The following is a 22158-nucleotide window of genomic DNA, read 5'->3' on the forward strand; positions in this document are numbered from 1 at the left end:
ATGGTGAAATTACCGTCTCAGCCGGAGCGGCGGCCAAAGCTTGGCATCCAGGGTCCGGTCCTGGCGTGGCAGGATCCGTGGGCGGGGGAGGCTTCCGACCGGATTATGCGCACCGGAACGGGAAGGATTTATCTGTCACAGGATCCGGCGCCGACTGGGGAAGAGTTTGTCAGGGCTCTCCAGAGTTTGGGCGCGGATTTCTATGTGCACCATATGCTGCCGGGGCTGGAGGGCCATACGGATATGCTCCGCGACATGGTCCGGCTCGGTATGGACGTCTGCCTCGGCAACGAATACGGCAATATCAACGGTCCGTGGACGGAAGGTACGAACCGCTGGGATGTGCCGGATGAAGCCATATTGGAAGCGGCCCGGAGCGGACGGATGATCGGGCTCCTCTACGATGAGCCTGAGCATCTGCAAATCAATGCAAGGCAGTACCGGAAGGACGGCTGGTTCCCGCATTGGGGAGCGACAGACGGGATGGGACTTGAAGAGTCGTATACCCATGTGGTGAAAGAGGTCAGCCGCCGGACAGAGCATGTCCGGCAGCTGCTGGCGGAGCAGGGGCTGGATGCCGGAGCGGCACCGCTTGTATCGGAGCATGTGTTTCCGGTCCTGTTTCATGCGAAGGCGCGGGCCGGCATGGCCGTATGTCCGAAGATCATGAAGGAATCGTTTCAGCCGCTCCAGCTGGGAACCGCACTGGGGGCCGCGAAGCAATACGGCCGTCCGATGTGGATCTGCGCCGATTTGTGGGGACCCGACATCGGTCATTGGTTTACCCGCATATCGGGCTTTCCCGGCCATTCGCCGGAGGAGTTCGAATCGGCACTGCGGATGGGATACCTGATGGCCCCGACGCATCTTTTCACGGAGAACGTCGACGTGCTGCTGCACCGCATGGACAACCGGTTTGCCCTGACGGAATTCGGCGAGGTATGGGAGCGTTTCGTCAAGGATTATGTACCCAATCATCCGCTTGACTGGCGGCACAGCCAAGCCGATGCGGATATTGCAGTCATTGTCTCGGAGGACAGCAACTACGGCCAGAACGACCGCTTGTACGGCAACCGGGAGCTTGCCGCGCCGCAGACGTCGGCAAGCCTGTTCGCGGTATGGCATCTGCTCAGCCATGGGACGATTCCGCCGCACGGCAGCTGCATGCATATCCCCGGTTATTCGTTTCCGCGTCATGAGCTGAAGATGAGGGTGCCGCCGGCGAGCTATCCGCTCCCCGGCGGCTGCGCGGAGCTGCCTCAGACATCCATGCATCCGCTGTTCCATCCCGTGAACAATGTCCTTGTCTTCGACGAGCATGTCCAGGATGAGCAGCTTGGCAGCCCGAAGCTGATTATCGCGGCAGGTTCCCGGCTCTCGGCCGGTACGCTCGCCGCAATCAGACGCCGGTCGGAGGAAGGGGCCGTCGTCATCGCCGCCGAGTGGCTTTTCCCCGCTTCCATGAAGGAAAGCCGGCGCTTCGCAAACGGCGGCGTATGGCTTGCCGCCAGGGATTTTCTGAGCGATGACGTGCGCGAGCTTGCCGCCCCCTATCTGGGGACAGCAGACAGCTGGTGCCAGCGGTTTGGCGATACCGAAATCCGCTTCTGCAAAGCAGATGAGACCGGGCGGACCCTGCACGCCGAAGTGCATACCGCCAAATAGTGATTTTGTTGGGAGCAGACGCAGCTGATGCGGGGAATCGTATAAACCGGCCCGAATATTGGATCCTGGCCGGTACGGAAGTTCAATCATAACGCTGGAGGTTTGGCATGCAGAAGGTATATCTGAACGTACAGGACAATGCTTCGCCGCGATTGATTCACGGCTTGAAGCTGTTGACGGAAGGTCTGCAGGATTGCGGCTATCGGGCAGAGCGGGCGGACGCGCCATGGACGGCCAATTCATACCGGGAGCAGCAGGGAATCAAGATTTATGTCGGCAGCCGGGAAGAGTCGGCGTTCATCCGCGCGCTGGAGGAACAGGAGGTTCTCATTTATCATTCGGAAGCGCCGGGCAAGGAAGGCTTCTACCTGGCGACGCTACCGGGGAATATTGTTGTCGTGGCGGGAGGAGGCGATACCGGGGCTTTGTACGGCGCACAGGAGCTGGCGCGGCAAATCCGCAGGGCCGGACGGATTCCGGAGCTTCTCGCGCAGGGCGAAACGCCGAAATTCAAGCTTCGCGGGCCGGTGCTGGGCCTGCAGAAGACACTGATCGAGCCGCCGCGCCGAACCTATGAGTACCCGATCACGCCGGAGCGCTTCCCGTGGTTTTATGATAAGGACATGTGGCTGGACTATCTGGATATGCTTTGCGGGCAGCGGAGCAACGTCGTCTATATCTGGTCGGGACACCCGTTCGCTTCGCTGGTGAAGCTGAAGGACTATCCGGAGGCGCTGGAGGTTACGGAGGAGGAGTACCGGCTCAATGTTTCGATGTTCCATTGGCTGACGGCCGAGGCGGACAAACGCGGGATTTGGGTCGTATTGAATTTCTATAATATTCATATTCCCCTCCCCTTTGCCGAGAAGCACGGACTCGATCTGCATCAGCCGAAACCGCTCCCGATTACCGCGGATTATACGCGCAAATCCATCGCCGAATTCGTCCGGTCGTTCCCGAACGTCGGCATCATGCTTTGTCTGGGCGAAGCGCTTCATGGGGGCGTATACGGCTCCGAATGGTTCAGGGAAACGATCATTGCCGGAATGAAGGAGGGGCTCAAGGATGTGAGCGTGAAGGAGAATCCTCCGATTATTCTCAGGGCGCATGCGGTCAAAGCCGAGCCGATTATCGAGGAGGCGCTGCCGCTGTACTCGAATTTGTATACCGAAGCGAAATACAACGGGGAATCCTTGACGACCTGGACGCCGAGAGGCGGGTGGGTAGAGACGCATAATAATCTCAGCTCCATGCAGTCGGTCCATATCGTCAACATTCACATTCTGGCGAATCTGGAGCCGTTCCGCTACGGTGCGCCATCCTTCATTCAGAAGAGCATGCAGGCGGCGAAGCACCGGCAGCAGGCGAACGGCCTGCATGTTTACCCGCTGTTCTATTGGGACTGGCCGTACAGCGCGGATAAGGTAACGCCAAGACTCAAGCAGGCGGACCGCGATTGGATCTGGTACGCCGCCTGGGCTCGATATGCCTGGAATCCGGACCGCGACGCGGAAACCGAACAGTATTACTGGACAGATGAGCTCGCCGACAGGTTCGGTTCGCGGGAAGCGGGGGCCGCTCTGTTGGAAGCCTATGATGCGTTTGGCGAATGCGCGCCCCGGCTGCTGCGCCGGTTCGGCATTACGGAGGGCAACCGGCAGACGCTGTCGCTCGGCATGACGATGAGCCAGCTGACCAATCCGGACCGGTACTCGCCCTACAAGGCGCTGTGGGAGGACCATGCGCCGCAGGGCGAGAGACTGGAGCTATACTCCGAGAGGGAGGTCAAGGGAGAGCCGCATATCGGGGAAACGCCGCTTGATGTGGTAGAGGCGGCCGAGATGTTTGCCGATATCGCCTGGAAGGCGATTGTACGGGCACGTTCTCACGTCAGCCGCAACGCGGAGGAGTTCGAACGAATCGCGACTGATATTGAGGCGATCCGATACATGGTCTCCTCATACGGCGCCAAGGTGCGGGCCGCCGTCAAGGTGCTGCTGTTCAAAAATACGGTCAACGGAAGTTACACGGAGCGAGTGGATATATTGGAAGAGGCTTCGGTCTATTTGAAGGAAAGCCTGGAGTGGTACCGGAAGCTGACGGACTTGACCGGGAAAACCTATCTGTATGCGAACAGCATGCAGACGCCGCACCGCAAAATTCCGGTTCCGAACGGGCAGAAGTATAAGCACTGGACGGATTGTCTCCCCGTATATGAGGACGAATTCAACCATTTTACCGCCCGCGTGAATGACTTGAAGGCCGGCAAGCTTCCGATGAAGGTGACAAGCGAGGAAACAATCGAGCCGTACCGGCAGGCAGCCTTCACGCTGCTGTCTCCGCATGCCGAAACGTATACAGTCCAAAAAAACAGCTGTCTGTTTACCGACGGGGATGTGTTTGCGCAAAGCTGCGCAGAGGAGCTGGGCGGACTGACCGGAATCCGGTTCAGCCGCGAAGAGGCGGCAAAGAAGGGCATTGCCGTCGAGTTTGAAATAAACGTGCCCGCCCGCGTGCTTGTGGGGTACTTCAACTCGGCAGAGCAGCAATGGCTGCAGGTGCCGACGCTTGACGAGAATACGCATGCCGACGACCGCGGAGGCCTCGCGCCGCTGCTGCGCAAGGGTGTGAAGCCGGGCTTCTACCCGAGCGTCAACGTGCATGCATTCCTGTATGAAGCCGGGCGGCATACGCTTAATCTCGGCAAAGGCGCTTATACGATTGTCGGCATCATCCCGGCCGACCAGCCTGTAAATGAGCGGGACGTATCCCCGCTAAGCGAGAGCACCCGTTCCCTGGATTGGCTGTACGGCTGAACCTATTACGCAATGGAGATGAATGGACACGATGCTAAAAAAATACCGTTTGGGCGTCATAGGACTTGGGGAAGGGCGCAGCATTCTGTCAGCGGCGATCCAGAGCGACCGTTGGGAGCTTGTCAACATGTGCGATATTAATGAAGAAGCCTGCAAAACCCGCACTGCCGAATTCGGGCTTGACCGTTACACCCTTGACTATGAGGAATTGCTGAATGATCCGGATATTGATGTCATCGCGATATACACGCCCGACCAGCTGCATGGCCGGCATATCAAGCAGGCATTGGATGCGGGCAAGCACGTCATCGTGACGAAGCCGATGCTGACTTCGCTGGATGAGGCCCGGGAGCTGCTCAAGAGTGCGGAGGCATCCGGAAAACATCTGTTTGTCGGGCAGAGCAGCCGCTTCTTCGAGCCGATGCTGCATCAGCGCAGCGACTATCTGGCCGGCCGTCACGGCGAAATCGATACGGTCGAGACGTATTATATCTCGGACTCCCGGTGGTTTCTGAAGAAGGGCTGGAGCCGGCAACAAGGCTTCAGCTGGATGTACAACTTCATGATTCACGCGGTGGATCTGGCTGCCTGGTATTTGCCGGATATTGAAGAGGTATTCGGCTATGGGCATTCCAGCACGACAAACAAGGAGTTCGGCTTGACTGTTCCCGATACAATGAGATTTCTCCTGAAGGACACCGAGGGACGCATCGCCCAGGTGAGCGGCTCCTATACGAAGCCGACGCTCCGCAACGTCGATCCGGGAATCAGCTGCACGCTGCGGGGAACGAAGGGAACAAGCCGCGCGGTCTATTCCAAGCTTCTGTACCATACTCATTTTCCGCCGGAGCCGGCTGTTACGCATTCGTTCGAAGACAAGCATCCGTATTATTTCCGCTTCGAGCGGGAGAGCCATCATGCGGGGGAGTATCAGAATTACATTGAATATTTTGCGGAGTGTCTGGATAAGGGCGAGGTGCCGAAGCCTGATCTGCAAGAAGGCTGTCATACGCTGGCAATTATGGCGGCCATGGAACGAAGCATGGAGCTTGGCGCCCCTGTGAAGGTGAAAGACATCTTGAAGGACTATGCTCTTGCATAGCGAAAGCTATTTTCAGTAAAAGAGGCGTGAGCGATTACGCCTCTTTTTTGACGATTGAATCTCTGATTCCCTGTCCATACGACGGGGATTTGCGGAATTCTCCAGGCGTAATGCCGGAAAATTTCTTGAACATCCGGTTGAATGAGTTCATATTCTGGTAGCCCGCCTTGCGGGCGACTTCCTGGATTTTGCAATTGGAATAAAGAAGCATTTCTTTGGCTTTGCGTATCCGCAGGTCGTTCAGGAAGTCAATGAAGTTAACCCCCGTTTTATCCTTGAAGTAGGTCGATAAGTAGCCGCTCGTTATGCCGAGCTTGTCGGCGATCAGGTCCAGCGTAATATCTCCGTCGTAATGCTGCTCCAGATATTCCACCACGAAAGCCGTGATCGTATCACGCTCCCCCTTCTTCTTGTTAACCAGCTCTGTCGCCGCTCTCAGAAATTCATCGAGAAAGGAAGAGAGCTGTTCATAGCTGTAGCAGCAGCTCAGCCGTTCCTCCAGCGGGACGGGCGTCGTCAGATGATGGAAGGCAACGTGCATGCTGGTGAGCGTCTTCACCGTTTTCTGGATAATTTCTTCCGCGAAGTGGTAAAACTGGGCGGATGAAGCCGACCGTTTATTCAGCTGCAGCAGCAGACGCTGTACGATCTGAAGCGTTTCGCTCTCGTTGCCGGCTTGTAAATTCAAGTAAAATTCCTGCTCCTGCTGCGGCGACAGCAGCATGGGCGCAGGCTCCGCCGCTTGCCCGCTTGTAATGATTTGGGTATCCCCGTTCAGGCTGCGCTGCCTGATCAGACTGAGCGCTTCCTCGTACGCCTCGGTCATTGGCGCCGCATGGGCATACAGCGAGCTGACCGCGATCGTGATGAAGCCCTCCTCCTTGTCGATTTCAAACACCTGCTTCAATTTCTCAAGCAGGCCTTGCAGCGCCGGCTTGTCCGTTTCATCCATAAAAACAAACGACAGCACCTGATTGGTTTCGATCTGGAAGGTGAGCGGATCCCGGAAATGCAGCTTGAAGTTGTAATCGACAAACTCCTTCACATAGTACGCCCAATTTTGCTCCGTCCGCTTCCAGTCGCCGCTGCGCCCCATATACGTTAATTCGAAAACCACGAATACAAACGGCTGGTCCGTAAAGTCCATCTCGATATTATTGTGGATTCTTTTCAGGCTGCTGATATAGGCGAAGCTCTTCAGCTGCGAATTTTTATGGTTCAAGTCTTTGTGAATATTGTTGATCTGACTGCTGATCGTATTGAATTCACTGATCCGGCTGCGTATCGGAACGAGCGCGTTAAGCTGTTTAATCGACTGGATTATGCGCTGGATTGGATTGTTGAAGCTGATGCTGAACAATAGCGAGGTGACGATACTGATGCCGATTGTGAAAATGAGCAGGGTTACAAGCGATACGTTGAGCCGTACCTGGGACGCCACATAGGCATCGGGAACGACGTTTACATACGTAAGCCCCGATAAGGAGCCTTTCTTATAGAAGAAATAGTAATTCCCCTTCTTGAGGTAGGTCTTCGTGTTATCGAACGCCGGCAAGGACCCGATATCGGAGGCTGACGAGGAGGAGAACAGCTTTCTGCCCCTGCTGTCGAGGATGAAGAAGTTGTCGTTGATGGACAAGTGAAAAGCCTGGAACATTTTCTGTACATCCAGGAAGGCGGCCATATAGAAATCCTGATACAGGCTTGCTTTCACCACGACCGGGATTTGCTGTCCCAGCGGATTGTATTCGCCCTGGAAGGGGATTTCATAGAAGGAAGCGGGCGGGTATACCTCGAAGCGTGTGTCTTTGTCAAACTGTCTGCTCCAAAATTCGGAAGGGTAGTCGAAGCTGGCATAAAATTTGCTGAAATACGTGCTGTCTTTCGATACCGAGCTCTTGTCCAGCACCAGCGTGGTCTTCTTGTAATAGAGAATAACGTTGTTTACGTACAGGAGGGGATTCAAGGTCATTTGGCGAATGTCCTGCACCGTTTTGGCTGCCGTGTCGTAATTAACAGCCTGCTGATCAAAATAAATCTGCTGCACATTCTCATTGAAGAAGAAGGTAAGCAGCTGGTTGCGGATCAGCTCGAATTCTTTCTCATAGCTGTCAGTTGTGGTCGTCAGGTTCAGCATATTGTAGTTGATAATTTCGTCGTGGATCTTGTTCTTGGAGAAGGTCATCGAGAAGAAGTTGAAGGACACCAGCATGACGATCACGATTAAGAAGCTTGTGAACAGCCTGATAAATAACGAATTCGCTTTTAATTTCAGGAAAGGTTTTATCAGCTCCACGCAAAACCCACCCTTCAACTTAATTTAGTACAAAGTATACCATAGGAAGAAAAATTTGCGGATCCTCTCTTTTACGAAAACTTCACTATTTTGCGGATTTTCCGCAATAGAGAGAATATTCCGAAATATAGACGATAGGCGCAGGGCTCCCTGGTGCGTACAATCGAGGTACATGCTCGCTGCAGTCCGCAGCGTTATGAAGGTCATGCGAAAGGGGAGGTAAACGCGGCATTCCTGGGCATCGGTCAGCGCCAACGCAGCGTGGTGACGCACGCAATTGGCAGTAACGGAAAATAAGATTTTAGTCTGAAAGATGAGGTGACGAAAGCACAATGTCCAAAATTCGATTTGCTGTAATAGGCGCAGGGGTCATCTCTCCCTTTCACGCCAGAGCGATTGCTCACCATCCGGAAGCGGAGCTTGCGGCCATATCCGACGTCGTCCCGGACAAAGCCCGGCAAATGGCCGGGGAATATGGCATTCCGAACGTATATGCCGATTATGAGGAGCTGCTGAAGCGCGACGATATCGACATCGTGTCCGTGTGCGTGCCAAGCGGCATGCATGCGGAGATTGCGATCGCTGCGGCGCAGGCGGGTAAGCATATCCTGTGCGAGAAGCCGCTTGACATTACGAAGGAGAAGATGTCGCAGATGATTGATGCCGCCCGCCGCTATAACGTGAAGCTGGGCTGCGTCTTTCAGCGCCGGATTATGCCGTCGGTAACGGCGGCGCGTCAGGCGATTGTCGAGGGCAAGCTCGGCAAGCTGGTGCTTGGCGATGCCTATCTCAAATATTACCGGAGTCCGGAATACTACAAAAGCGCAGGCTGGCGGGGGACGTGGCAGTGGGACGGCGGAGGCGCGCTCATGAATCAGGGGGTGCACGGCATCGATGTGATTCAGTATTTGATGGGAGGCGCGGCTTCCGTATTTGCCTATGCCGCACCGCTCGTGCGTGATATCGAGGTTGAGGACACGGCAGTAGCCGTATTGAAATACAACAACGGTGCGTTCGGCGTCATTCAGGGTACAACGTCGGTGTATCCGAATCAGGAAACGCGCTTCGAGCTGCACGGCGAGAAAGGGACGATCATCGTGGGCGACAGCGGCATCCTGCAGTGGAAAATGATAGATACGGACGAGCAGGCTCCGCATGTAGAATCACTGGCAACCATGGGACGCACGAAGCCGGAGGATATGACGACTGACGGACATTATATCTTTGTCGACGATATTCTAAGCGCGGTGAAAGATAACCGCGAGCCGCTCGTGAACGGGGAGGAAGCCAGGAAATCGGTTGACCTCATTCTGTCCATTTACGAATCGGCAAGAACGGGAAGAGAGATCAAACTTAACTAAAAAGACAAGGAGTGAGCCGTTTGGAGAAGCTGTTGAATATCGGTATGATTGGCCTCGATACGTCGCATGTAACGGCTTTTGCCAGACTTCTGAACGATCCAGGGCAGCAGCACCATGTCCCTGGAGGACGTGTGACGGCTGCTTTCCCGGGGGGCTCGCCCGATTTTGCGATGAGCTGGTCGCGGCTGCCGGGCTTTAAGAAAGAGCTTGTTGACGCTTACGGCGTCAATATTGTGGAATCTCCCGAGCAGGCTGCCGAGCAGAGCGACGCGGTGCTGCTGCTGTCCGTGGACGGCCGCGTTCATCTGGAGCAGCTGCGGCGGATCGCCCCCTTAAGGCGGCCGGTCTTCGTCGACAAACCGTTTGCCGTGAGCTCGGAGGATGCCCGCGGGATGGCTGAACTCGCCGCCGAATACGGATTTCCCCTGATGAGCTGCTCGGCGCTGCGGTATGCCGAAGCACTCAGCCAGGCGCTTCTGGCTGAAGGGGAGGGAAGCATCATTGGCGCCGATTATTATGGTCCGATGGAAATCCAGCCTACTCAGCCGGGATTTTTCTGGTACGGCATTCATACAGCAGAGATGCTGTACCGCACGCTCGGAACGGGATGCGCCCGGGTGACGGTAACGACGAACGACGATCACGACCAGGTGGTCGGAGTGTGGGCGGACGGCAGAGTCGGGACGATTCGCGGCAACCGCAAAGGGAACAAGACGTTCGGCGGGCTGGTGCATCGCGAGAAAGGCACATCCTTCGTCGACTACAACGCTTCAAGCAAGCCCTATTACGCCAGTCTGCTTGAACATGTAATGGAGATGTTCAAGGACGGCAGCCCCGGCGTCGCCGTCGTAGAGACGCTGGAAATCATCCGTTTCCTCGAAGCCGCCAATGAAAGCCGTGCAAGCGGGCTGACGGTGGCATTATGAGGCGGTTTCGTCTGGGGATATTGACAGATGAGGTGTCCCAGGACGCAGGCGATGCGATAGCCTTCGCCAAACAGTACGGACTGGAAGCGATAGAGCTCCGCTCGGTGAACGACAAGCCTGTTCACGAGCTGGACGATGAGGCGATTAGGGCTGTCAAGGCTCTGGCGGATAACAGCGGCCTTACGGTCTGCGCGCTGTCGGCTCCGATTTTCAAATGTGAATTGAACGACGCGGCCGAGGTAGAGCGGCATATCGCCTTGGCGCAGCGGTATATCGCGATTGCCAGTCAACTGGAGGTGAAGCTGGTGAGAGGCTTCAGCTTCTGGACGAGCGCTCCATTCGAGGAGGCGCTGCCGCGGGTCGCCGAACAGATCAAGCGGATTGCGCCTTGCTTCGAACAAGCGGGCATTACATTCGTGCTGGAGTTCGATCCCGGTGTGCATGCCTGTAATGCGCGCAAGGTCGGCCTGCTCGTCGACGCCGTTGCCTCCCCTGCCGTGAAGGCGCTCTATGATCCGGGCAACGACATGTGGGACCCGGACGGCGAGCTCCCGTACCCGGACGGATATGATTATTTGGCGGGAAAGATCGGCCATATACATCTCAAGGATGCGGTCAAGACAGCAAATGGCGTGGAGGCGGTAGCTATCGGGACAGGGCAAGTCGATTACAGGGCATTGTTCCGGAGGCTGGCCGAGGACCGGTATGAAGGCTGCGTCATGGTTGAGACCCACTACCGCCTGCACTCGAAGCTGACGGAGGAGCAGCTGAAGCGCCCCATGGGCAATTCGTTCTCGGACGGCGGCAGGGAAGCCTCCGCGCAGTGTGTTGAGAGCCTGCTTGCTCTGCTTGGCGAACTCGGCATGGAACAACGAGCCGGAAGGTGACAAGCGATAAGCAAATGTCTCAAATTCGGATATGCTCCTGTGAAAGCGAGCGGCAGCTGCAGAAGCGGTTACATAACCGGCAGCAAGAAGTTTGGCACAGCTGCAGCGGCACAGGCGGCAGGAGCAGCTTCGATGATTATCGCAGCGTCTTCTCCGCACAATGAGTTCCCGGCAATCGAGGAGGAGCATTCATCAACGTAAAGGGAGGAAAGCATATGGAGCAGGTCAAACCGGCGGATCAATCATGGACGGTACCCGCTTCGCATCGTGGCGGGAGGAGCCTATTCTTCAAGAGGCTGAACCAGAGCAAATACCTGCTGCTGTTATTCCTGCCTTGTCTTGTGTATTACATCCTGTTCAAATATTTGCCGATGTTCGGCCTCGTTATCTCGTTTAAGGATTACAATCTGTTTAAAGGGGTTTGGGCCAGCGACTGGGTGGGGCTGAAGTATTACCATATGTTTTTCGAAAGCCCCGAATTCTTCCAGCTGTTCCGCAACACGTTCCTGCTTGGCGTCTTCAACGTCGTGTTCGGCTTTCCGATGCCGATTATCCTGGCGCTGTGCCTGAACGAAGTCAAGCAGGTGCTGTTCAAACGGTTCGTGCAGACCGTAAGCTATGTGCCTCATTTTATTTCCAACGTTGTGGTCGTCGGGATGGTCGTTATGTTTCTGTCTCCAACAACCGGCATCGTCGCCCACTTCGTGAAAATGTTCGGCCTGCAGCCCGTGAATTTGCTGGTGCAGCCGGAATGGTTCCGCCCGATCTATGTGCTGGCCGATATTTGGCAGCATGCCGGGTGGGGGTCCATCATTTTCCTTGCCGCGCTCACCGCGATTGATCCTCAGCTGTATGAAGCGGCGGAGATTGACGGGGCCAGCCGCTGGAAGCAGCTCTGGAATGTGACGATTCCGGGCATCACCCCGGCCATCGTCATTATGCTGATTCTGAACGTCGGCCATATTATCGACATCGGCTTCGAGAAGGTGTTCCTGCTGATGAACCCTGCCACGTATGAGACCGCCGATATTTTCAGCACGTTCGTGTACCGGACGGGCTTGACGCTGGGCAATTACAGCTATGGCACGACGGTAGATTTGTTTACGGGTATAATCAGCCTGTTCTTCATCTATACGGTCAATTATATAAGCCGCAAAATCAGCGAAACGAGCTTGTGGTAGAGAGGGGGAGTAACCTGTGAATCGCAGCTGGTCCGTATCCCGTGTGTTGGTTGTTATTTTCTTGCTTGGCGTCATTCTTGCCACGGTCTATCCCTTTCTTTATATGATCTCGGTTTCGCTAAGCAGCGACGTGTATGTGATCAAGAACCAGATCAATTTTTTGCCGCGCGGGCTTAACCTCCGTGCCTATGATGCCGTGCTGACCGATCCCCGGCTGTGGTCGTCATACCGCAATACGATCCTGTATGCAGCAGTCGGGACGCCGCTCTCCCTGCTGGTTACGGCGGCGGGGGCGTATGCGCTGGCCAAGAAGGAAATGGTGTTCCACAAATCGTTCACCATGCTCGTCGTATTCACCATGTTCTTCAACGGGGGGATGATTCCCACCTTCCTCGTCGTCAAGAGCCTGGGCCTCGTCGACTCGTTCTGGTCGATGATTGTCCCGACGGCGATCAGCACGTGGAATTTGATCATTATGCGCACCTTCTTTCTCGGCCTGCCGAGGGAGGTAGAGGAATCGGGCAAAATCGACGGCCTGAACGATATCGGCATCTTCGTGCGCATCGTGCTGCCGCTGTCCACCGCTTCTCTCGCGACGATCGGGCTGTTCTACGCCGTCGGCATCTGGAACAATTTTTACTCGGCTCTGCTGTATTTGCGCAACGACCAGCTGTATCCGCTTCAGGTGGTGCTGCGCAATATCGTCATGGCTTCGCAGATGGTCACAAGCGGCGGCACCAATGTGGGAGACAACCAGGTTCTGGACGAGCCGCTCAAGTATGCGACCATTATCGTTTCAACGGTTCCCATCCTGCTGGTTTATCCGTTTCTCCAGAAATATTTTGTCAAGGGAGCCTTAATTGGTTCGGTGAAGGGGTAGAGGTGCAGATGAAACCAAAAAGGAGATTGATCGCGATGAAGAAGATGAAGATGTGGGTACTGGCCGCCTCGCTCACGACGGTCATGCTGGCAGGCTGCGCCAATCAAGGCGGCAGCAACGAACCATCGTCCGGCAACGCGGCGGCGCCAGGCAATGACAATGCGGCAGCTGCCCCCAAGGAGCAAACGTTCACGTTCCTTGATTATTCCAACGCCAGCTGGCCGTACAACAAGGATTGGCCGGTGTGGAAATACATCAAGGAACATACCGGGGTCACGCTGGATGTGCAGGTTCCTCCCGACGCGCAGCTGGACAACGCGCTTAACCTGACCGTGGCATCAGGCGATATGCCGGATATGCTGTATACGCAAAACAAGCAGACAGCCGATAAATTCGGGCAGCAGGGGGCGCTTGTCAACATCCTGGATTACCTGGACGAGATGCCCAACCTGCAAAATTGGATGGAGCAGTTCCCGATCGATTCGCAGAATGCCATGTCAGCCGACGGCAAGATGTATATTTTCCCGAATAACGGCATCGGCGAAACCAACCGGATGAACTGGATGTACCGCGCCGATATTTTCGAGGCTAACGGCCTGACCGCGCCGGCCAACTGGGACGAGCTGCACGCCGCTCTGAAGAAGCTGAAAGAGGCGTATCCGGACAGCTTCCCCATGGCATGGCGGCAGGGGCTCCAGTATTTGCGGAACTTTGCTCCGGCATTCGGCACCAACAGCAACGACGGCACCAACGATGTGTATTTTGATTTCGACAAGAAGGAATGGCGCTACGGACCAATCGAAGACAACTTCAAGACGATGATTACGTATTTGAACACCTTTTATAAAGAAGGGTTGATACCGCCCGATTTCCTGACCATCGACACGAAGCAGTGGCAGGACCTCATGTCCACCGACCGCGCCTTTGTCACCGCCGACTATATCAGCCGTGTCGACTTTTTCAATCTGCCGATGCGCAAGCAGAATCCGCAGTACAACCTGCTGTTCATGCCGACACCGGCAGGCTGGCCGGACGGTCCGCAGAAAAATGCTTATACACAGTTCCTGGAGAATGGCATAATGGTGACGACGACTTCGAAAAAAATTAAAGAAATCATGCATTATATGGATTTCTTCTATTCCGAGGAAGGCAAGACGCTGGTCAGCTGGGGTAAGGCTGGCGAAACGTACAAGGACGACAGCGGCAAGAAGCAATTTACCGGAGGCTATACGGATGTGTCCGACATGCGCAAGAAAACCGGTCTCTCCACGGATGGAACGTATACGTGGTTCGATTATGACGCGCATCTCTCGCTTTCGTCGCCGGAGCTTCAGGATGCTTACGAGCAGGCGCCCAAATATGACAGCGAGCAGCAGCCGCGGCCCGCGATGACGCAGGAGGAGCTGGAGACGATTTCGACCGTAGGCCAAACGCTGCAGAAAACCCGCGACCAGAATCTGGCCAAATTTATTACCGGCCAGCGGAATTTGAGCGAATGGGACAGCTATGTGGAGGAATTAAAAGAGATCGGCGTCGACAAAGTCGTCAGTGTTTATCAAACGGCCTATGACCGCTCCCTGAGCGCCCAGAAATAAGACGGAGAACTGTACATGCCTGCAAGCTGTATGCCCAGCGCCAATCCGGTGCTGGGTTGTTTTGAATTCTCTTGAGGCAAGATGTGAACAAGGTAATGGAGAGGGTGATACCTGTTGGAGAAAGGTCAATACAATGTGACCAGCAAGGAGAAAACGTTAACGGTCATTCCATCAGCCTCCTCCAAATGGACCGTGCTGCTGATCGTCAACATGGGTACATTCATGTCCACTCTGGACGTCGGCATCGTTAATATCAGCATGCCGACGATGTCACTTCAGCTTGGAATTTCCCTGGCTCAAATCCAGTGGATCGCGACCAGCTACCTGCTCGTCATGGCCGCGCTGCTGCCTTTCTTCGGAAGATTGTCAGACATCTGGAGCCGGAGAAAGGTATACGGCCTCGGCTTCCTGTTGTTTGCCGCAGGATCTTTATGCGCAGCACTGTCTTCCGGTCTTGCCGCGATCATCGCTTCCCGCTGCCTGCAGGGCATCGGTGCGGCAATGATCATGGCCAACAGCCAGGCGATGGTACGCCAGGTGTTCCCTGAGCATGAACGGGGACGTGCGCTCGGACTTAACGCCGTTGTCATTGCCGCGGGAACATTAATGGGTCCGGCCGCCGGCGGCCTCGTGCTGAGCTGGGCTGCTTGGCAGTGGCTGTTCTGGATCAACGTCCCGATCGGTCTGTCAGCGTTCCTGCTCGGGCTGCGCCTGTTTCCCCGCGAGAGCGTCAGATCTGCCGGCGCCCGCCTGGATATTGCCGGAACGCTGCTTCTGGCGCTGGGCACCATACTGCTGCTGCTTGCTGCCGACACCGCCAGCGGCAGCACATCCCCGATGGCTGCGGTCGAGGCTGCGGGGGGCGTCGCCGTGTTGATTGTGCTGACGTTGTACGGCAGACGCGTCCAATCCGGCATTCTGGACCGCGCCCTGCTGAGCGTGCGGACGGTGCGGCTCGGCAACCTCAGCTCGTTTCTCATCAATATGGCGCTGAGCGCCTCATTGATCCCGATCACCTTTTATCTGCAGGGGCCGTTAAGCTTGCCGGTGGCCGCTGCGGGCGGAGTGCTCATGGCACAGCCGCTGCTGGTAGGAATTGTCGCTCCTTTTGCCGGTTCATTCCGCGATAGGCACGGCAGTCTGATGCCGATCGCTGGCGGAGCGGCCTGCTGTGCCTTGTCCATGCTGTTCATCGCCTGCATGCCGCAAATAACCGTGTGGACGATCGTCCTGCAGCTGGTTTTATTCGGCATCGGCACAGGGCTGTTCCATTCCGCGAACAACGCCGATATCATGAGCGCAGCCCCGGACGGCAAAATCAGCCTGGCGGGCAGCCTGCTGGCCATGGTCCGTTATTTTGGGCAAATCGCCGGAATTGGCCTGGCCGCTCTGCTGCTGGGGCAATTGAATCTGGAGGCCGGAGCCCCCGTAAAGGGAGAGCTGCGCCTGAGAATTTTGTTCGGATTATGCTTCCTGGCTTGCCTGGGAGCTGCGATTGCCGCTTACCGGCTGCGTCACCCGCGTGTTATTAAAAGGTGAAGATTAATATATATAAGGAGACAGGCTGGCCAGGCGTTGAAAAAACCAATAAATCCGCCAAAATCGCGCTATTAAGGGATAAGGTAAATAATTGTCCATTGAAGTCCGACGGCTGCCGGGAATAGAATCAAGCTGTGTAGCATGAAGTGCTAAAGGAGGACGTGCGGTATGAAATCTTACTTATATCGTCTGATCTGGCTCGGCTGTCTATCCGTCTGTCTGCCTCTTGTCCTGGCCAGCATCGTCTATTACAACACTTCAATGAAGCGGGAAATTGCACATATTCAGACGAATAACCAGGATTCGCTGGACATCATTGAACGGTTTATCGATGATGCCATGTTCGACGTGGTGGAGGAATTGTCCAGGAGCGCTTTGGACCCTGCCATATACGAATCCTTCTTAACGCTGGATGAACCATCGAGAGTCCAGAACAATATTTCCATCTTGACGGAGGTCTCCGCGCTGCTTAACCGCAACAAATTCATCAAAAACGTCTACTACATGAACATGAATTCAAGGCTCATCCTATCCAGCGAGCAGGGTAATGTACATGAGTCGTATTTCAAGTATAGAGATGATCTGGCTGTTCTGGGCAATATTCATAAGAGCGCATATTGGCGATATCTTCCGGCAAGCCAAAGAGACGGTTATATCTCATTAATTATGACATTGCCCACAACGTCGCTGAATCCTCAGGGAATGCTTGTGGCCCAAGTGGAAGTAGAACAAATAAATAACTATCTTTCCACGATTTTGTCGCTCACCCGCAACGAGTCCATATTTGTTGTGAACAGGTCAGACCAGATCTTGTTTCAATCCAATAAGCAGACCAGCGCTGACAATCTGGTGGGCGAGGAGGTCACGCGTTCGATCGCTACCAGCCAGCTGCAATCGAGCAATGCCTCGGTTATGGATGTCAATGGAAACGAATACTTTTATTCCTATCGAAAGTCCAGTCTTGGGATTACGTACGTGTCCATTATTTCCCGCTCCGAGATTGTAAAGGATCTGCGCTGGATATTCTGGACAACGATTTTTGCGGTTACGATATTTCTGGCGCTGGGCATTATTCTGACTATTTTCAACTCCAGACGGGCTTACCATCCGATTGGCCAGTTGGTAGACTTCGGCAAACGGCTGAGCAAAAACAAGATCGGCATTCACAAGGAAGAAATATCGTTTATTGGCGAATGCCTTGAATATTTCAACACTCAGCTGCAATTATCGAGCGCGAGGATCGCCAAATCGGAGCTCTCCCTGATCGAAAAATTCATGCAGCAGTTGTTGGAAGGAGATTATTTGTCCCCGGGCACATTGCACAAAGACTGCAGCGAATACGGCATTCATGCAGACAGTACCTATATTGTGCTGCTCGTCAGAGTTGAGGATTTCGGGAAAAGCGGACGTTTTCAGTCTAAGGATAAACCGCTGCTGATCTACGCTTTAACGAATGTGATGAATGAGCTGCTGTCTCAGAAGGGATACGTCCTGCATGACTTCCGCGGCTATGGCATAGCTGTTCTATGCTTCGATCACGATGCTGTGCCTGCCTTCGTTCTGCAGGAAGCCGGAAAGTATGCCGGAAGGATTCAATCCGCTTTGCAAACCTACCTGAACATCCGCGCATCCATAGGCATTGGGAGGTCTTATCCGCATATTGCGGATGTCGCGTTGTCTTACCGCGAAGCGCAGCTTGCCTTGCAATTTCGTTTGCTGAAGGATTCGGAATCCATTCTGTCCTATGATGACAGCCTGACTGACAAGCAGACGTTCCCCAAGTATCCGCATGAGATTGAAGCGATGATTACGGAAGCGCTGTTTAACGGCGACTCCGGCCAATTCGAACAAGGGGTACGGGAATTCAACGAAACCGTGCTCAGAACGGAGTCCTACTATTTTGTTTACCAAAGCTATCATGTTCTGCTGGCTGCCCTAGTGTCTTCGGCGGAGAAAAAATGCGGCACAGCGCTGGGTATATTGGAATATGATCTGTTTGATCAATTGAGAACGTATCAGAGCTCGGAAGAAATATGCTTATGGTTCATCGATTCGGTGCTGCCTTTGTATCTGAAGATCATGAGAGAGAGCAATAATACGGCAGGCAAGGCAGCAGTGAAGGAAGTATGCAGATATATTGGCGAGAATCTGGAAAAAGATATTTCCCTGACGGAATGCTCTTCCTTGTTTCATATCAATGTCTCCTATTTGAGCCGGTTGTTTAAAAAAGAAACAGGTGTTTCCTTTCATGATTATCTGACCCAATGCAAGTTAAAGGAAGCCACAAGGCTGCTGCTCGACAGCGACCAAGCCATCAGTCAAATCGCCGCAAAAACAGGGTTTTCGCACCGTTCCTTCAATCGCGTCTTCCAGCGGTTATTCGAGATGTCGCCCAGCGATTACCGGAACCATCACCGTTAGGCTGGCTTTATCCTTTGACCGAGCCGAGCATAACGCCTTTTGCGAAATATTTTTGCAGGAACGGGTAAACGATCAGAATCGGCGCCATCGCAAAGGTTACCGCGGCCATACGGACGGTTTCCAAAGGGGGAATGCCGTCTGCGGCTGTCCCGGAAGCGCCGAGCGGTGTGGAATCCAGAACAAGCGCTTTAATCAGCACCTGTAATGTCCATTTGTTGGCGTCGGATATATAGATCAGGGCATTAAAATAAATATTCCACTGCGAAACGGCAAAAAACAGAGTGAAGGCTGCAATGGCGGGCATGGACAGGGGGAGAACAATTTTGAAAAATATGCCGACATCATTGCTTCCGTCAATCTTCGCCGATTCCTCAAGCTCTGGAGGCAGTGAATCCAGGAAGCTTTTTACGACAATCAGCGTCCATGCATTGGTCAGATTGGGCCAGATCAGCGACCAGTACGAATTGAGCAGGCCAAGACTTTTCACAACCAGATAGTTCGGCACGATGCCTGCGTGAAAAACAAGTGTAAAGATGACGAAGCCAAGCATGATCTTTCTTCCGTCCAGATCTTTCCTCGTCAGTCCGTAAGCCATTGTAAACGTAACGGCAACCTGCAGAATGGTGCCTACCACTGTAATAAAAGCGGTGCTCTTGATGGAATTTATAAAGCTTTGTGTAGACAAAATGTATTGATAAGCATCAAGCGACCATTTGGGAGGAAAAAGATAAAATTTCAAAGGCACATAAACGGAAGGGTCCGTGAATGAAACGCTGAAAATATAGATAAACGGAAAGATGCATATCAAGGAGAGGGCAGTCAGCACACTGTAGTTGACCCAATCTGCTGCTGTCAGCCTTTTTTTGTAAACGAAGCTCATCCAATCCACCTTCTTCGCGTTAAATGGTTGATCCATGAAAAACTAGTAAATTCCTTCATATCCCAATTTTTTGACAATTTTATTCGCGGTTACCACCATAACAAGTCCGACTACTCCTTTAAACATCCCGACGGCTATGCCTACGCTGATTTTTCCGCCCACAATGCCCTGGGTATACGAATACGTATCAAACACATCCGCCACGGAGCTGACCAATGGATTCATCATTAGCAGAACCTGCTCGAACCCGACATCCGCCATGTTTCCAAAACGGAGAATCAATAAAATGATAATGGTGGGCCGGATCGCCGGAAGTGTAATATGCCAGATCTGCCGAAAGCGGCTGGCTCCGTCAATTACGGCAGCTTCATAGCGGGCAGGATCGACCCCGGCGATGGCAGCCAGAAAAATAATCGTGCCCCATCCGGCATCCTTCCATATATTTTGCAGCGTCAGCAGGATCCAGAAGAACTTGGGCTCGGAGAGGAATAAAACGGGCTGGTTTCCTGAAGCGACAATCAGCTTGTTGACGATGCCGATATCCGAAGAGAACACAAAGAAAGTGAGACTGACCAATATGACCCATGATAAAAAATGGGGGAGATAGACAATCGACTGATTTACTTTCTTGAAAAATTCATGTCTTACCTCATTCAGCATTAACGCCAGCAGAATAGGCAAAGGAAAGAAGAAAACAAGGTTGAATATACTGATAACAAATGTATTTCTGGCCATAATATAGAATTGCCCGCTTTGAAATAAATCGGAGAAATGCTTGAATCCAACCCAGCTGCTGCCGAAGAAGCCCTTGAAGGGGCTGTAATCCTGAAACGAGAGAAGAAGACCCCAGACAGGTATAAATTTAAACAGGAAGAAATAGATGATTCCCGCCGACATCATCAGGTAAATGTAGCGGTTCCTTTTTATTCTGGCCCATCGTTTATGATTTGGCAGTATTCGCTCCATTACAAGCCTCCATTCGAAACGGTAAGGAGAGTTGGATAAGCTGGAGTCTTTAAAAGACCTTGTCAGATCCAACCCTTCTTACAGAAGTCTTTAAATTGAGATCATGATTCGGCTATTGCTGTGTACGCGACTTAAGATCCTTGGCAAATTCCTGATAGGCTTTCTTGATTTTCGGATCGCCGTTAACCTTATCTACATATTGCTTATATTGATCCATTGTAATTTGGCCCACAATGGCCTTGATTCGGGTGCTTTTCAATTCCGCTTCGTAGGTTGGCCATACATCGACCCAGGTCGGAGAATATAAATACCCGAACACGTCGGTCCTGCCGATTTGGCCATAAATCTCCATATCCTTTTGTTTAACCTCGTTTGCAGCTTTGGATGCTCCGGCATATGCCACTTTTCCCCATTTGGAGTATGCGGGAGTCAGCGCAGCAATGCTGTCGACCGTAATTTCCTGTTTCCCCAGGTCGGTCAAGACCTTCTCGCCATTCACATTGTTGTAATGCACGCCTTCCTTTCCGTAGTAACCCAGATCAGTGATCTCCCTGGATGCGGTTTTTTCGAAGAAGTCCAATATTTTCGATACCTTTTCCTCGGGTACCTTCTTGCTGATGTACTGGCCGCCGCGGGTTCCGATATCAAGCATCGCTCCGTCGCCTCCGGGACCTTTCAAAGGCTGCAGGGACACTACGTTTCCTTCGGGCTGGGTTTTCTTCACATTATCCGTATATACGAAGCTGTAATAGGCGCTGGCATCGAATGCGAATGCTCTGCCCGAGCTAAACAAATCTTTTTGCTGTGTGACCGTGAGAGCGGAGAATTCCTTCGCGATCAGCCCTTCCGCGTAAAGCTCCCTGAACCACTCCACCAGCTCGGTGAACTGCGGAGTCAAATATGAATATATCAGACCGCCATCCGCATCATAGGTCGGTTCAGGCACGCCAAATGCCGCATTCAGGGAAGGGGAGCTCACCGCATCGGCAATGTCATAACCGATCGTACCGTTGCCGCCGGCCGGGTTGCTTTTCACGACCGCTTTCAGCGCCTCTTTAAACTCGTCGACGGTTGCGGGCATCGGAATATTGGCTTTATCCAGCCAATCCTTACGGATCATGATTGTATTGTCGATCTGCGCCCTGCTTCTCGGAATACCCATAATTTTGCCGTCATACTTCACGTAATTCCAGGAGCCCGGAACCATATTGTCACGTAAGTTCGGATAGCTGGAGAAATCGCCGAGAAAAGGAGTCAGATCCCAAAAGGCGCCTTCTTTGATCGCGTTGACCAAAGTTGGCCGGGTAAAATCCGCCTTCAATACTTCGGGAATATCTCCGGAAGCAAGCACAAGATCCAGCTTCGAATTGTAATCGCTTCCATCCAGAACGAAAGTAATATTGAGCTTGGTGTTTGTGAGCTTTTGCAATTCGGAATAATACGCGTTATCCAGCTTGGGTATGGTATTGGTAAAATTGGTCATGATTTCGATGGGCAAGGGACCCGCTTCTGCTTCAACCGCCGTACCCGTCCCGTCGGCTGTCTCTTCCGTGTCCTTGCCTGCGCCTCCGCTGCAGCCATTTAGAACAAGCAGGCTGAGAATGAACGGGAGGCTGATTTTGACCCATTTCCTTGTCATTTCG

General features: G+C 53.5%; 16 protein-coding genes. 12 read left to right on the forward strand and 4 right to left on the reverse strand.

Annotated features, from left to right (window positions below):
- The 3 genes from AC0YNV_RS06600 to AC0YNV_RS06610 all read left to right on the forward strand — a co-directional run bounded on the left by AC0YNV_RS06600 (window position 1) and on the right by AC0YNV_RS06610 (window position 5583).
- Entirely contained in the window at window positions 1–1665 is a 1665-nt protein-coding gene (locus AC0YNV_RS06600; RefSeq protein WP_475766851.1) for a hypothetical protein, read from the forward strand.
- 107 nt (window positions 1666–1772) lie between these two features.
- A complete protein-coding gene (locus AC0YNV_RS06605) occupies window positions 1773–4481 on the forward strand; it encodes a beta-N-acetylhexosaminidase family protein (protein WP_475766853.1) in 2709 nt (902 codons plus the stop codon).
- Window positions 4482–4503: 22 nt separating this feature from the next.
- Window positions 4504–5583: a Gfo/Idh/MocA family protein gene (locus tag AC0YNV_RS06610; RefSeq protein ID WP_475766855.1), complete on the forward strand. Its 1080-nt coding sequence runs from the start codon at window positions 4504–4506 to the stop codon at window positions 5581–5583.
- 34 nt (window positions 5584–5617) lie between these two features.
- Here the strand turns inward: AC0YNV_RS06610 and AC0YNV_RS06615 are convergent, their stop codons facing one another.
- Complete coding sequence (locus AC0YNV_RS06615; protein ID WP_475766857.1) at window positions 5618–7879, reverse strand: helix-turn-helix domain-containing protein; 2262 nt, start codon at window positions 7877–7879, stop codon at window positions 5618–5620.
- 332 nt (window positions 7880–8211) lie between these two features.
- Between AC0YNV_RS06615 and AC0YNV_RS06620 the strand changes: the two genes are divergently transcribed.
- From AC0YNV_RS06620 to AC0YNV_RS06660, 9 genes are all read left to right on the forward strand, one after another.
- Window positions 8212–9240, forward strand: a complete 1029-nt coding sequence (locus AC0YNV_RS06620) for a Gfo/Idh/MocA family protein (RefSeq protein WP_475766859.1) — start codon at window positions 8212–8214, stop codon at window positions 9238–9240.
- A gap of 11 nt (window positions 9241–9251) precedes the next feature.
- On the forward strand, window positions 9252–10166 hold the full coding sequence (locus AC0YNV_RS06625; protein WP_475766861.1) for a Gfo/Idh/MocA family protein: 915 nt from the start codon (window positions 9252–9254) through the stop codon (window positions 10164–10166).
- Window positions 10163–11053 carry a sugar phosphate isomerase/epimerase family protein gene (locus AC0YNV_RS06630; RefSeq protein ID WP_475766863.1) on the forward strand — a complete coding sequence of 297 codons (891 nt, stop codon included), beginning with the start codon at window positions 10163–10165 and terminating at the stop codon, window positions 11051–11053. The genes AC0YNV_RS06625 and AC0YNV_RS06630 overlap by 4 nt, the downstream gene beginning before the upstream one ends.
- A 39-nt stretch (window positions 11054–11092) precedes the next feature.
- Window positions 11093–11254 carry a hypothetical protein gene (locus AC0YNV_RS06635; RefSeq protein WP_475766865.1) on the forward strand — a complete coding sequence of 54 codons (162 nt, stop codon included), beginning with the start codon at window positions 11093–11095 and terminating at the stop codon, window positions 11252–11254.
- A gap of 14 nt (window positions 11255–11268) precedes the next feature.
- Entirely contained in the window at window positions 11269–12234 is a 966-nt protein-coding gene (locus AC0YNV_RS06640; RefSeq protein WP_475766867.1) for an ABC transporter permease, read from the forward strand.
- A gap of 16 nt (window positions 12235–12250) precedes the next feature.
- The gene (locus AC0YNV_RS06645) at window positions 12251–13114 is read left to right on the forward strand and encodes a carbohydrate ABC transporter permease (RefSeq protein WP_475766869.1); all 864 of its coding nucleotides are present in this window, start codon (window positions 12251–12253) and stop codon (window positions 13112–13114) included.
- A gap of 35 nt (window positions 13115–13149) precedes the next feature.
- Window positions 13150–14709: an extracellular solute-binding protein gene (locus tag AC0YNV_RS06650; RefSeq protein WP_475766871.1), complete on the forward strand. Its 1560-nt coding sequence runs from the start codon at window positions 13150–13152 to the stop codon at window positions 14707–14709.
- A 114-nt stretch (window positions 14710–14823) separates the two neighbouring features.
- On the forward strand, window positions 14824–16248 hold the full coding sequence (locus tag AC0YNV_RS06655) for an MFS transporter (RefSeq protein WP_475766873.1): 1425 nt from the start codon (window positions 14824–14826) through the stop codon (window positions 16246–16248).
- Window positions 16249–16416: 168 nt separating this feature from the next.
- Entirely contained in the window at window positions 16417–18669 is a 2253-nt protein-coding gene (locus AC0YNV_RS06660; RefSeq protein WP_475766874.1) for a helix-turn-helix domain-containing protein, read from the forward strand.
- A 7-nt stretch (window positions 18670–18676) separates the two neighbouring features.
- On the opposite strand, the gene AC0YNV_RS06665 is transcribed toward AC0YNV_RS06660, so the two are convergent.
- The 3 genes from AC0YNV_RS06665 to AC0YNV_RS06675 form a co-directional block, all read right to left on the reverse strand.
- The gene (locus AC0YNV_RS06665) at window positions 18677–19585 is read right to left on the reverse strand and encodes a carbohydrate ABC transporter permease (protein WP_475766876.1); all 909 of its coding nucleotides are present in this window, start codon (window positions 19583–19585) and stop codon (window positions 18677–18679) included.
- A 6-nt stretch (window positions 19586–19591) separates the two neighbouring features.
- Window positions 19592–20515 carry an ABC transporter permease gene (locus tag AC0YNV_RS06670; RefSeq protein ID WP_475766878.1) on the reverse strand — a complete coding sequence of 308 codons (924 nt, stop codon included), beginning with the start codon at window positions 20513–20515 and terminating at the stop codon, window positions 19592–19594.
- Window positions 20516–20627: 112 nt separating this feature from the next.
- Window positions 20628–22154 (reverse strand): extracellular solute-binding protein, encoded by a 1527-nt coding sequence (locus AC0YNV_RS06675; RefSeq protein WP_475766880.1) that lies wholly within the window; start codon window positions 22152–22154, stop codon window positions 20628–20630.
- Window positions 22155–22158: the final 4 nt, after the last annotated feature.

It is taken from the genome of Paenibacillus sp. JT31N11 (assembly GCF_056269285.1).